General features: G+C 33.2%; 8 protein-coding genes. 6 read left to right on the top strand and 2 right to left on the bottom strand.

The features are described from left to right. Positions 1-17: 17 nt before the first annotated feature. Positions 18-1,757: an ABC-F family ATP-binding cassette domain-containing protein gene (locus BN4220_RS11790; protein ID WP_066716338.1), complete on the bottom strand. Its 1,740-nt coding sequence runs from the start codon at positions 1,755-1,757 to the stop codon at positions 18-20. Between the two features lie 392 nt (positions 1,758-2,149). Here BN4220_RS11790 and BN4220_RS11795 point away from each other — a divergent pair, with 392 nt between their 5' ends. The 6 genes from BN4220_RS11795 to BN4220_RS11820 all read left to right on the top strand — a co-directional run bounded on the left by BN4220_RS11795 (position 2,150) and on the right by BN4220_RS11820 (position 12,102). Next, positions 2,150-2,713 carry an HD domain-containing protein gene (locus BN4220_RS11795; protein ID WP_066716342.1) on the top strand — a complete coding sequence of 188 codons (564 nt, stop codon included), beginning with the start codon at positions 2,150-2,152 and terminating at the stop codon, positions 2,711-2,713. Positions 2,714-2,848: 135 nt separating this feature from the next. Then, the gene (locus tag BN4220_RS11800; protein ID WP_066716347.1) at positions 2,849-4,777 is read left to right on the top strand and encodes an ATP-dependent DNA helicase; all 1,929 of its coding nucleotides are present in this window, start codon (positions 2,849-2,851) and stop codon (positions 4,775-4,777) included. Positions 4,778-4,813: 36 nt separating this feature from the next. Next, positions 4,814-5,275, top strand: a complete 462-nt coding sequence (locus tag BN4220_RS11805) for a metallophosphoesterase family protein (protein WP_066716352.1) — start codon at positions 4,814-4,816, stop codon at positions 5,273-5,275. Between the two features lie 369 nt (positions 5,276-5,644). Then, positions 5,645-10,213, top strand: a complete 4,569-nt coding sequence (locus BN4220_RS11810) for a S8 family serine peptidase (RefSeq protein WP_066716355.1) — start codon at positions 5,645-5,647, stop codon at positions 10,211-10,213. Between the two features lie 274 nt (positions 10,214-10,487). Then, a complete protein-coding gene (locus BN4220_RS11815) occupies positions 10,488-11,411 on the top strand; it encodes an AEC family transporter (RefSeq protein WP_066716358.1) in 924 nt (307 codons plus the stop codon). Between the two features lie 154 nt (positions 11,412-11,565). Then, a complete protein-coding gene (locus BN4220_RS11820) occupies positions 11,566-12,102 on the top strand; it encodes a hypothetical protein (RefSeq protein ID WP_197467927.1) in 537 nt (178 codons plus the stop codon). A 207-nt stretch (positions 12,103-12,309) separates the two neighbouring features. Here BN4220_RS11820 and BN4220_RS11825 read toward each other — a convergent pair whose 3' ends face one another. Continuing rightward, a complete protein-coding gene (locus BN4220_RS11825; RefSeq protein WP_066716361.1) occupies positions 12,310-14,277 on the bottom strand; it encodes an FUSC family protein in 1,968 nt (655 codons plus the stop codon). Positions 14,278-14,347 lie beyond the last annotated feature (70 nt).

Raw genomic sequence — 14,347 nt, forward strand, 5'->3', positions numbered from 1 at the left:
ACCTCTTTTATAATGTATTAAAGTACTTTAATCAATGTCTCCAACTTTTCAGATAAATCTTTTGCAAGTTCAAAATTCTTATCTTGTAAAGCTACGGCTATTTTAGTTTCAATCTCTTTTTTCTTTTGTTCATTTTCCAAATAATCTTTATCAAAATGATTTGAATAAATCATCTTTCTAAATTTACGTGTGCTCATTTTACGAATCGTCTGATCCTCAATAATTAAAACATAATCTACACAATTTGCAATGGTATAAAAATCATGGGATACCATAAGAATTGCACCATTGTAATTTGCAATTGCAGTTTCTAGGGCTATTTGTGAATAAGTGTCTAAATGGCTGGTTGGTTCATCAAGAAGTAGTAAGTTCGCATTACTAGCTGCAATTTTAGCTAATTGAAGTATATTTTTTTCACCACCAGATAAAGCACCTATTTTTTGATTAAGTACTTCATTTTCAAAACCATAATTAATTAGGTAGGAACGAATTTCATCATAAGTTTGAAAACCAGCATCTAAAAATTCATCAAAGATTGTATTTGATTCATTTAACATCTCGCCTTGTAACTGTGACAAGAAAGCAACTTCTATTCCGTCGTTGATTTTGATAGAATCATGATTATTTTTATAAATATCTCGAAGTAAAGTTGTTTTACCAGTACCATTTGGTCCAATCAAAGCCACTTTATCGGTGGAGTTGATTTCAAAGCTTACATGTTCTAAAAGGGTTTCATCAAAGGAGACGCTATAATCATCAACAGTTAAAGCAGCTGTATCTTCAAGAACATGATCTGTATAAAGCTTGATTTGTGGTTGCTTAATTTCAACAAATGGCGCTTTGATTCTACGCGCTTCTAATCGTTCTAAATGAGAAACTTTTGCATGTAGAGCTCGTCCTCTTGTGGCACAGGTATAATATGTTGCATTAAATCGCATTTGATCAACGATTTTTTTATTTCTCTCAATTTCTTCTTCTTCTGCAGTTACTTGCTCTTGTAACTCGATTTTACGCTGAAGTAATGCAAAGTTATAATCGATATACCGTCCATTAAACTCTTGGAGTTCAGTGTTTTCTAAGTGTATAATTTTATTAAAACAATGATTTAGTAAGTAGCGGTTATGTGTGATAACCAATAGTATTCCTTTGTGGGAATTAATTAAATCTTTTAAAGCGTTTAGTCGCTCAAAATCTAAAAACACATCAGGTTCATCCATAATCATTAAGTCTGGATTTACTAGCATTGCTTTAATGACTTGTATTAATTTAAATTCACCGCCGCTAAGCTGTGATAATTTTAAATTTTCATGTCTGCCTAGATTTGCTAGATTCAGTTTTTTTGTAATATTGCTTTCAAAATCATTGCCACCAATTGCATCAAAGGAATCCAATGCATTTTGGTACTTTTCTAATAAGGATTCAATATCAGAAGATGTTTCCATTTCAGTACAAAGTGAGTTCATTTCATTTTGCAATTTAGTAAATTCTTCTGATAGATATTCAAATACGGTAATATCTTCGGTTTTATCTAACTGTGAGAATTGGCTTACATAACCAATTCTGCAATTTGGGGAGATTTCTAACTTTCCATCGTAGAGATAATTCTCAGGATGCATAATGAGATCAATTAAGGTACTTTTTCCAGTGCCACTGGTTCCTATGAAAGCACAATGTTGACCGTCTTCTAATGTAAATGAAATATTATTATATAGATCCTTCTGCGGAAATGAGTAGGATAAGTTTTCTACTAATATCATATGATTACCTTTCTTTGTGTAAACAAAGTGTGCTATATAAGTACTTGCTTGCAAGGGTGTGTGAAGCACACTTTTGTTTTCTGTTATATTTTAAACGTTTGTATACTTTATTATGCCAAGCAAGGGCATTTTCAAGTCCATAAAATGATACCTTATAATTGGCGATTGTATGTCTTTATTATAAAGATTTGCTTTTTCGTTTTCCGTTTGATAGAATAACATTTTCTAGCGTTAATTTCAATCATTTCCTTAATATGTAGTCTAAGGAAATATGAAAAAGGGAATATATTTAATATGGTAATTAATGCGGATTTGTAATAAAATAAGAAAAATTCGTAATAAGTCAAGAAATATTTGTTATAAAATAAAAAAATTCCAAGGAAAGGACTATTATGGATACAAAATTATTTTTGGAAATATTGAAAACAACGGAGAAATTGAAATGCAATACAAGACACTCATGGACGTCTAGTGGGCGACGTGAAAGTGTGGCAGAGCATAGTTGGCAGTTAGCGATGATGGCACTGCTTGTTCAAGATGAGTTCCCAAATGCTGATATCAATAAGGTAATTCATATGTGCCTGATTCATGATCTTGGAGAAGCGATTACAGGGGACATTCCAGCATTTGAAAAGACTAGTGAGCATGAGGAAATTGAAAAAAAATCATTGATGGAATGGATTTCTTCGTTTCCTGAGCCATATCGCGAAAAATTCACAGAGTTATATAAGGAAATGGAAGCTTTACAGACCGAGGAAGCTAAGATATATAAGGCACTGGATAAAATGGAAGCGATAATTCAGCATAATCGGGCCGATATTTCCACATGGATTCCATTAGAGTATGAACTTCAGTTTACGTATGGAAAAGAGCAAGTGGAATTCTCAGACTACTTAAAGAGTCTAAAGGAAGAAATTGACCGTCAAAGCCGTGAAAAAATAGATAAACAAAATTGATGAAATTAGAGTTTTTAATTTAAAACAACCTTTTACTTTGGTCTGAAGCATGTAATATAAAATAACATGTAATATAAAACAGGTAGTATAGATGAACTAGAAACGATAAATCAGTAACATAGGAGAACAAGTAACATGTGTGCAAGATTAAAAGAACCTTTTGAATATAAAAATAGAGATGAGTTTCATGAGAAATTGGTGGAATGGATTGGTGATGTTTTATATGATATCCTTCCTGAACATGGATATGAAATCAGGGATGAACAGATTTTTACTGCATTTCAGATTGCAGATGCCATTTGTAATAATAAAATTCACTTAGCAGAAGCTGGACTTGGAACAGGTAAAACCTTCGCCTATTTATTATCAGCAATTCCTTATGCACGTTTTAGCAAAAAGCCAGTTGTAATAGCGTGTGCCACTACAGCACTTCAAGAACAACTTGCTGGCGATAAAGGCGATATAAAAACTCTTTTTAAACTACTTGGATTAGAAATTGATGCTCGAATGGCAAAAGATCCACGTCAGTATATCTGTGATGTGAAAGCAACTGAAAATATAAATGAATTTGATGAAATGTCAAGTGAACTAAATGAGTGGATAAACAAAACAAAATTCGGAGAACGATCAGAAATTCCCATGGTTCCAGATTATATTTGGAAGAAAATTAGTTGGGATGAGTCAATGCCATGTGAAACATGTCAAAATCGAGGTTTTTGTAAGTTAGTAAAGGCAAGAGAAGCTTATAGAACAACGCAGGATTTAATAATTGTAGATCACGAGACCTTTTTCCATGATTTATGGACAAGAGAAGAAAGAATAATAGATGGGAAATTACCGATACTTCCAAGTTATTCAGCGGTTATTTTTGATGAGGGACATAAGATTTTGCTTCCTGCCGCAATGCAGGCTGGGCATCAAATAAATCAGGAAGAAATTCAAAATATGATTTCTTCCTTTGAAGAGATACAAGGTGTAAGGGAATCTTTAGAAACAATCACTGTCTCCTTGGATAATATATCAAATGAGTTTTTTGAAAATCTTAGTCAATCGGTAATAAAAGCTGAAAGCACAGAACGATTATCCATACGTGTCAATGAGAAATTACTTAAATCTGCAAATCAGTTTCGTAAGACTTTGGATCATCTTCTTTTAGAATTACAGATTGAGCAAGAGTTATATATTGAGTCATTATCTCCGACTCACATTCAAGCGTTTGAAGGATTAATCGAAAGGGGTATTCTTGCTCTTAGTAGGTTTTGTAGAAATAATGGATCTAACGTAATACCTTGGGTAGATGTAAACGATGGAAGTTTTTGGGTTGTACCAAGGAATTTAAGTGAGTTATTAAATCAACATTTATATAAGAAAGGCTTACCAGTAGTATTCACCTCTGCTACCTTAAGTAATGAAGGAAATTTTGATTATTTCATTCGAACGTTAGGATTAGAAATGCCAACAAAATCTAGTGTTGGAAGTCCTTTTGACATAGAAGATAAAGTAAAAGTTGATTTGTCTAAGTCCCAAAAAGGAGAGGAAGATACCTTTAATTCTCGTGTTGAAAAATTGGTTTCCCTATTAAAAGAAAATGGAGGACGAGCCCTTGTTCTTACAAATTCGATGAAGGAAGTTCGAAAAATTAGAAAGAGAATAGAAGAGTATCAATTACCTTTTGAACTTTTATGGGAAGATAAAGGAGAGCGAGGTTATCTTTTACGTAAGTTCAAAGAGGAGGAAACCTCAGTACTCATAGGTGCAAACTTTTGGGAGGGAATCGATGTACCCGGTGATGCGCTAACCTTGTTAATCATTTGGCAGTTACCGTTTCCAGCACTAGACCCTCTTATTGAAGCACAGAAAAAGGAAGCAAAGATACAAGGCTTGGACCCAGTCACTACCGTTGATTATCCTGAAATGGGACTTAAGTTAAAGCAAGGGTGTGGAAGATTAATCCGTACTGAAGAGGATGAAGGTACCATTGTATTCTTGGATTCTGTTATTGGAACCCCTTGGGAGAATATTGTTATGGGGGCTTTGCCATCAGGGGCAATCATTCAGAAATAAATAGATTTGAATTTAAAGGCTTATGAGGAATTGAAAATGAAACGAGTAGCTATTTTATCAGATACACATGGACTACTTCGTGATGAAGTAAAAGAAGAATTAAAACAAGCAGATGTAATTATACATGCGGGAGACATTAATACCCAGACAATTGTGGATGAACTGAAACGCTATGCAACTCTTTATATTGTCAGAGGGAACAATGATAAAGAGTGGGCAGAGGATATACCAGAACAACTTTTTGTTACAATAGAAGGAGTTCGATTTTTTATCATTCATAATAAAAAAGAGATACCAAAGGATTTAAAAGAGATTGATGTTATTGTCTATGGCCATTCACACAAATATGGGGTAAATGAAGAGAAAGGAGTTTTAATGCTAAACCCTGGAAGTTGTGGAAAGCGGCGTTTTGGTCTAGAAATTACTATGTGTAATATGTCTGTTGAGAATGGGAGATATACAATAGAAAAGGTAGAAATTGTACCTGAGACTCAATAAGAATGGTTAAATTCGATATAAGGCACTATCATTTATAGAAATATAAGTGATAGTGCCTTTCTTAATAGAGACAGTCTTTTTATTGAGAAACAATAAGCATAATAAAAATCTAAAAGCAATTCTTAATCGCATACAACATTCTTTTCGTCAAATTCCTATTTCAAAATATAAAATAAGCAATAAACCTTCATGTACAATCGAAATTTCAAAAAACTTGCGATGTAAATAGCTTGTAACCTAGTTCATTTTTTAATATGATAAATTACAAATTTAACCATTTAGTGTGACGCATTAGCAAAGGAGGTGTGAAGAGTAGGGCAAGAAAGCCTAGGTAACCATGGAAACGATTTTTCAGAAAGAGGGAAGAGTATGAGAAAAAGAAAGCGTATTTTAGCAACTCTACTTGTGGTCATATTAATAGCTACAGCAACCTTGAGCAATATTAAGGTATTGGCAGTTGAAGTAGAGGAGAGTAAGGCAGGTATTATAGGTTCTATTACTGAACTAGAAGGAACTAAAAAGCTAGAAGATTTAAGTAAACAAATGGAGCAAATATCAAATTATCAAAAGAATATTGACTTAGGTTATTCCCCAGAGGATGAGGTAGAGATTATTGTTGAATTAAAAGAAGAATCTCTTCTTGATAGCTACATAAACAGAATACATATTAATAAAAGTAAAGAGAATATAACATTTGATAAATATGCCATTTCTAGTACAGGAAAGGCTTTAAATAGCAAACTTATAAAAAGCCAAGATTTAGTGTTGGAGAAGATAAATAATTTCCATAATCAAGGGAATATAAGTACAATTTATAAGTATACATCCGTACTTAATGGCTTTTCTATTAAAGCAAGCTATGGTCTTTTAGAAAGTATCAAAAAATTACCTGAGGTTAAAAGTGCATATATCGCTCCAACATATGAGTTAATTAGCCCAACTATGACAGAGAGCGTTCCATTTATTGGAGCGGATAAGACATGGGCTGAACTTGGATATCAAGGGGAGGGGACAGTTGTTGCAGTAGTTGATACAGGTCTGTTTACAGAACATGAAGCATTTGAAATTCAACCTAGTTCTCCAAGAATATCGAAAGCTGATATTACTAATGTTTTAGCAACAGCAGATTTAAGTGTGAAAAAGTATGGCGCAATAACAGCGGATGATGTGTTTATAAGCAATAAGATCCCGTTTGTGTTTGACTATGCAGATAAAGATAACAATGTTTCTGGTGGAGATGATCACGGAACCCATGTTGCAGGTACGGTAGCAGCTTCCGGTTCTATTACACCAAAAGATGATGGAATCAAAGGTGTAGCACCAGAGGCACAATTAGTCATTTTAAAAGTATTTAGTGATACAGAATCTGGAGCTAATTCAATAGATATTTTAGCAGCAATAGATGATGCAACTAAACTAGGAGTCGATGTTATTAATATGAGTTTAGGCTCTGGAGCAGGTTTTACATATGAAAGTGAATCGGGAATAGAAGAGGTTTATAATAGAGTCGTTGAAGGTGGTATTAATTTAGTTGTTTCAGCAGGAAATAGTTATAGTCTTAGCTATGCGAATAATAATGGTGGTAAGGCACTAGCTACTAATCCAGATACCTCAGTGGTTGGATCACCTTCTACTTATGAAGCTTCACTTTCTGTTGCTAGCGTTAAGAATTCAGGCATCTTTATTGAGTTATTTAAAGCTGGGGATAAAGAGATTGTTTACACAGATAATGCATCAGGAGAAGATAAATTAGGGAATCTCATAGGAACCCATGAATTTGTTTATGCAGGTTTAGGAACAGAAAGCGATTTTGCGAATTTAGATGTAAAAGGTAAAATAGCTTTAATCAGAAGAGGTAAGATTACCTTTAATGATAAAAAAATAAACGCAGCCAAGGCAGGGGCTGCGGCGGTTATTGTATTTAATAATGTTGCAGGTAAAATAAGCATGGCAATTGAAAATTATGATATTCCTGCTGTTTCTATAACTTTAGTAGATGGTGAATATTTATTAAATTTATCAGAGAATAAGATAACAATTGATCCGTCCCTTAATATTGATGTGGCTGGTCAGGCGTCTGATTTTTCATCTTGGGGAGTAACACCTGATTTGAAATTAAAACCTGAAATAGCAGCTCCAGGGGAAGGCATTTACTCATCTGTTAATTCTGGTTATGCAAGTATGAGCGGAACATCCATGGCAAGCCCACACATAGCTGGTGCTACTGCGATTATGAAGCAATATATGGATGATAAATATGGGGATTCATTCACTGCTTTAGAAAAAGAGATTTTAATTAATCAAATTCTTATGTCTACAGCAAAAGTAGTAACAAATGGTGAAGGGTTACCATATTCACCACGTAAGCAAGGCGCAGGTATGTTACAGGTGTATGGAGCAGTAACATCCAAAGCTTATTTATATGTAAATGGTAAAGATCGAACTAAAATTGAATTAGGCGATGATGTAGAGAAATCAGGCAGCTATGGGTTTGATTTTAATGTAAAAAATATTTCAGACACTGCTGTAACTTATACATTAGATACGGCTACTTTAACAGAAGCTATTGTAGATGGTATTTATATTGCCGAATCACCTAAAATGCTTACACCAACGGTTACCATAAATGTAGTTGGCGGTACATTAGAAGGAAATCAACTTACAGTAGCTCCAAATACGGACGTGAAAGTGGAAGTGGCAATTATATTATCACAAGAAGATAAAGCTTATATTGATAGTAATTTCCCAAATGGTGAGTTTGTAGAAGGTTTTGTTTATTTAAATAGTGAAGAAGATGTGAATCTATCCATACCTTTCATGGGATTTTATGGTGATTGGACGAAAGCGCCGATTATGGATAGTTCCTCTTTATATGATGATGCAAGCTATTCACAAACCACGAGCGAAGCATATAATTTTGTGTTTGGAGAATATGAATATAGACTTGGTGAAAATCTTTTCGCAGTATTAAATGGTATAGTTTTACCACATGATAAGAATAAAATTGCAATATCCCCGAATAATGATGGATTTTTTGATAGCGTAGATGCTGTTACTACAAGTTTACTTCGTAATGCCAGAACGATGGATTATACAATAACCGATAAAGATAATAAGGTGATTTATAATACAGTAATGGAGTATGATAGAAAATCATTTTATATATCATCACTTGATATAATGAATTATGCTTTAAATTTGGTTCCTTGGTATGGACTGGATGTAGAAGAAAATGTTTTACCAGAGGATTCAATCTATACATATAAGATTACTGGTACACTAGATTATTCTAAGCATCCGGCAAATAATGAAAAAGATTCATGGGAATTCCCAGTAACCATTGATACTACCATTCCTGGCATCTTAGCTTCAACGATGTATGTGAAAGATGGTAGAAAATATGTTGACGTTGTTGTATCCGACAATCAATACGTTGCTTATGTAGGATTATATTCAATAAAGAAAAATGTATTAGATGAAGAATTAGATTTTAAATTTTTAAATGAGGATAATAAAGGTGCTGTTTCAACAATTACCTTTGATGTTACGGATTATAGTAATGCTATGTTTGGATTTTCAGTAATTGATTACGCTGTTAATGAAGGGGCATATGCTGTTAGCTATGATGTTAATAGTATAGAATTTGATCAATTAGAACTTACATTACAAGTAGGAGAAGAAACTGAATTACATGTAATTACTGATCCTGATGTTGCTACTTTTGTTACATGGGAATCATCCAACCAAGAGGTAGCGTCTGTGACAGATGGAAAAGTTGTAGCGCTTGCCATTGGTGAAACAGTTATTACAGCTACAACGATTTTTGGAAAGACGGCTAGTTGTACCGTTACAGTTGTAGGAGAACCTAGCGTGATTCCTTCACCAAGTATAGAACCAACACCTAGTATTGACCCAACACCAAGTGTAGAACCAACACCAAGCATAGATCCGACGCCAAGTGCAGAACCAACAGCAATCCCAACAGTAGAGCCAACAGCAGTGCCAACGGTAGAACCAACAGCAATCCCAACAGTAGAACCAACAGCAGTACCAACGGTAGAACCAACAGCAATACCAACGGTGGAACCAACAGCAATACCAACGGTGGAACCAACAGCAATCCCAACAGTAGAGCCAACAGCAATACCAACGGTGGAACCAACAGCAGTACCAACGGTAGAACCAACAGCAGTACCAACGGTGGAACCAACAGCAGTACCAACAGTAGAACCAACAGCAGTACCAACGGTGGAACCAACAGCAGTACCAACAGTAGAACCAACAACAGCGCCAACAGCAGCACCAACAGCGGCGCCAACAACAGCACCAACAGCGGTACCAACAAAGGCGCCAACAGCAGCACCAACAAAGGCGCCAACAGCAACACCAACACCGACCCTTACGATAGCGCCAACACCAACACCAAAACCTACGGTTCCAAAAGATTTATTAAAAGATGTGAAGATAGAATTATCTAGCAAAGAAACTATATATGTTGGAGATACAAGAGAAGTTGTTATAACCTTACCTGAAAATATAAAACAAGAAGTAATAACTACCTTCTATAAGAGTAGTAATAATAAGATTGCTACAGTATCAAAAGAAGGAAAGATAATAACGAAAAAAGCAGGTAAAGTAACAATAACAGCAAGAGTTTCTATTGATGGTGCATCAAAGACAGTAAAATTTAATATTACTGTAAAAGCTCCTTATGTAAAGATTGAGAATATTCCTAAAAAAATTGTAGTCGGTAAGAGTTATACTTTAACTGCAAAAGCATACGGGGTTACAGGAGTTATTAAATGGAGTGTATCAGATAAAAAAATAGCAATTATTGATAGCAAGACAGGAAAACTCACTGCTAAGAAAAAGGGCACCACATATATTACAGCAAAAGTAGGAAAAGTAGAGAAAAAGATTAAGTTAACAGTGAAGTAAGAGCGTAAAATTATAACTGTAAAACAGAGTAGTATTTAATGTTATCATTAATTATTTTAGCCGTTCAAAGTTGAATAAGTGAAAAGAAAATGATTAAAAGAAGCGATTACATATGGTAATCGCTTTCTTTTATCAGTGCGTTACTGTAAAAGTTTGAATGAAAAAGGAATATGAAATATTAAAAAGAAAAAGAAATACATTTTTTTCACTTGTATATCTACGAACAGACGTTTATACTATGGAAGATAAATATTTTGGAGGACGACAATAAAAAATGATAGCGTTATTATTAATGAAACAAATTGCAGTATTGTTTCTCACAATGATGTGTGGATTTATTCTTGTAAAATCCAAATTACTGAAGGCAGATAGTAGTAAAACCTTATCAGTAATTTGTATTTATATTCTTATGCCCTGTGTGGTTATTAATTCTTTTCAGATAGAGTATTCAAGTAGCATTAGAAATGGATTTTTACTTGCTGTTTTAGCGGCAATCATCATACATATTGTTCTACTTTTTCTCACATGGGTTTTGGGACGTTTTTTAAAATTAAATGTAGTAGAAAAAACATCTTTAATTTATTCAAATGCAGGAAATCTTGTGATTCCCCTTGTTATGGCTGTACTAGGTAATGAATGGGTAATTTATGCCAATGCATTTTTATGTGTTCAGTTGTTAATATTATGGACACACGGACAATCTCTAATGGAGCAAAAAGTACAGTTCAACTGGAAAAAAATCATACATAATGTTAATTTAATAGCAGTATTAATAGGAATTATATTATTTTTTACGCAGATTAAAATGCCTGAAATTGTAGGTACTACAATGAGTAATTTATCTGCAACATTGGGACCAGTCAGTATGATGATGTTGGGAATGACAATGGCTCAGATTGAATGGAAAAAAGTATTTTTAGATACAAGAATTTATATTATTACAATACTAAAAATGATTGTTTGCCCAGCAGTGATACTATTGATTTTAAAGTTTTCTCCACTTTCTACACTTGTACCAAATGGACAGACTATTTTATTAATTAGTTTGATAGCCGTAATTACCCCATCTGCGACAACAGTAGTACAGCTAGCGCAGTTATATGATCAGGAACCTAGCTATGCAAGTTCAATTAATGTATTGACAACGATTGTATGTATCGTGACGATGCCTCTAATGGTAATGTTATATTTAAAATAAAATAAGAGGAAGTACCATAAAAAGCGTCTTTCTAACGAAAGATTTTAATATACAAGGAGAGAAACTGAGTTTCATCTCTGAAAATTCTGAAAAAATCCAGACTGTAGCCAGCTAATCTCCTTTGGAGGTGGTTGCCTACTGTCTGGATTTTATTTTGTCTAAATCAGTTACTTCCTACACGATTTTCATGAGCATTTCGAAATTCCCGTGTAGTCCTATGGTTCGTGATTTTTTTGATGAAACAGGCGTACCTATTATGTATATTGATTTAAATATGCAGATGCTAAAAGGGGCGAGAGAGTTATTTAAGAGTCTGGACAGCTTCCATGCAATAACTGTAGCTGCTTACGACATCATGGGAAGAATCTCGGATGTGCCTCTAACCACAAAATATTATCACCAAGAGCCAGAGAGTACTGCTAACTTTGATGGGCTATTTGGATTGGCATATCAGAGTGGTAGTATCGGATATTGTTTTGGAGAACAAAAAGATCACATGAGTACTCCATTAATACCAACAAATGAGCGTAGGGAAGAGTTAGCAAAGGAAGGAGCACCAATCATTGAAGAAATCGTAAGAAGACTGGATATGAAGAAGATTGTTGCAGATATGCGCTCGTTGCATGAATTTGAGCTAGGGGTCATGGAACGTTATCCTTGGATTCCAGCAGCATCTCATAAGAATATATAGAAGTTTATTTCTTCGGTCATGTTAGATTTTTATTAATCCTTAAGAATAAGTATATCAACTGAAAAAAATGTATAGAATGTAAATTATTTGAAGAGTATAACGAAACTCTTTCGGTCAAAAAAGACGGGGATATCTAAATTTGATAGATATCCTCGTCTTTGATATTTAATAAATAGAAAATCGTTATTCTATAAATTTATATATAAACTAAATTTTACACATTAAGACAACATTATATACTTCAGAAACATGCTTTGTATAGTGATCCATTAACTGCATTAAGCTTTGTGTCTCTGCCAATGTATCTTCATAATTTACAACAGAAATTTCGTTTTGATAACTTCTGTTATATGGTTTTACTTGCATCATATGTTGAATTTTATTTAGAGCATGAACAGTATCAATTAATAATTGTTCTAACTGTTGTTTATCTTTGATATCAACTTTTTTGTTATTAATTAAAAATAATATTTGTTCTGCTTCTGATATCATAAACCACGAAGCGGATAGTAGTTTGTTATATTGTTCTTTTTCGTTAATATCGTCAATGTTTTTTAAATACTGATTAATTTGATCATAAACAAGATGAAAATGAACTTGAGTATCGTAAATATAACCATAGCCAATCGGTTTATCTAAACTATCAACAAGCATCCGAAGATATAAGTTCTGATAATGAAATAGTAATCTTATATTATATTGAAATTGATTTTTCATATTTGTAGGCAAAAAGAATTTATTTACGATAAGTACTAAAAATACTGCCACTACAACATATAGAAGACGCAGTCCTAATGCAATTGTCTGAGGGATTGCCAGGGTTGTTAACATTAGAGAATAACAAGTAACAAATACTGTATGAATCCATGTTCCAGGAACCTCTGTATACATTCCGATTACCATAAGGCTTGCTATAATAAAATGCGATTCTGTATTGTGAGCACCAATTAGTAGAAAATTTATAATAATACAACCTAAAACTGTACCTATGAATCTTGTCTTCATTCGATAAACACTGTCTTCATACGTTGGTCTTAAAAGGATGAATGCATTTAGTACAAGCCAATATCCATGTTCAGCTGGAATTAAAATATTATATAAAAATCCAATGGTAAGTACAATACTCAAACGTAATGCAAATCTCATTTCGAAGGAATCTAGACGCATTTGATAAAATATTTTTCTCAATGGTTTTCTGAATTCTGGTAGCTGCCAGTCATACTGTGGCTTTTTTTCTTTCACATTCTTAAGATTTTCAAGAATTAGTAAAAACTGAAACAAGAAATTCTGAGCAAACACATAAACTTCTCCTTCATTTTTATCTGCATGATTTAATAAGAGCTGTCCTTTATTAAAAAGAGAATCCTGGGTAAAATTTTGTGTTCCTGCTTCTTCGATGTAATCGGCAAGCTCTTTTAAGAAATCGTACGTAGTTTTATTTAAATCTCCATCGTTTTGATGAGAATGATTTAAGAAAAATACAGCTCTTTCAAATAATAATGCAAACATATACTTGATTTTTCCTGCCCCATTGACTAGATATGTGATTCCTTTACTTTGATATGCCTCCTTATAAAGACCTTGTTGAATCTGAAAAATCTCACTGGTAACAGTAGAATCCTCTTTTTGTTCCATCTTTGTACGTAATGCATTAGCCAATAGAATAAGGCCTTTTTTTGCAGTTTTATAGTCCTGTGGCTTCTTTTTTAAATTATATAAAGTAATCGCTAAGACAAATACAGTCATAGCATAAGCCATAACCCCTGTTTGGTATAAAAGTCCGTTCCATGAAATAGGCCTTAGCTGTAGGAATACAAAAATCATACAACTAGCGAAATAGCCAAGTTGATTAAAATGTGATGCTTGTATGAATACAAGAATAAAAGGTACTGTTAAATTTAGAAGTATACAAAGTGGTATATTTAGAGTTGCAAAAAATGCAAGATACATCAGAATAAACTGTGTTATGATTAAATACGATAGACTCTTAATTGTATGCTGTTTTCTTATATTAGTTTTAAATAAAAGTGTAATGGCAGATATAATAATTGCAAATCTTATATTAAAGAAATAAATAATTGTATAAAATAAAAAAAGAAAAAATAGAATGACTGGTAAAGTTACTAAAATTTTCTTCTTAATCTTTAAAAGTTTGTTTTTTACTCTTTCGTGCATGTTATCCTATCCATATATAATATATCTAGACATTATATATCTTAAATTATTACATATACATTCCTTTCTT

The sequence above is a fragment of the Clostridium sp. Marseille-P299 genome (genome assembly GCF_900078195.1).
Classification (GTDB): Bacteria; Bacillota; Clostridia; order Lachnospirales; family Lachnospiraceae; genus Lachnoclostridium.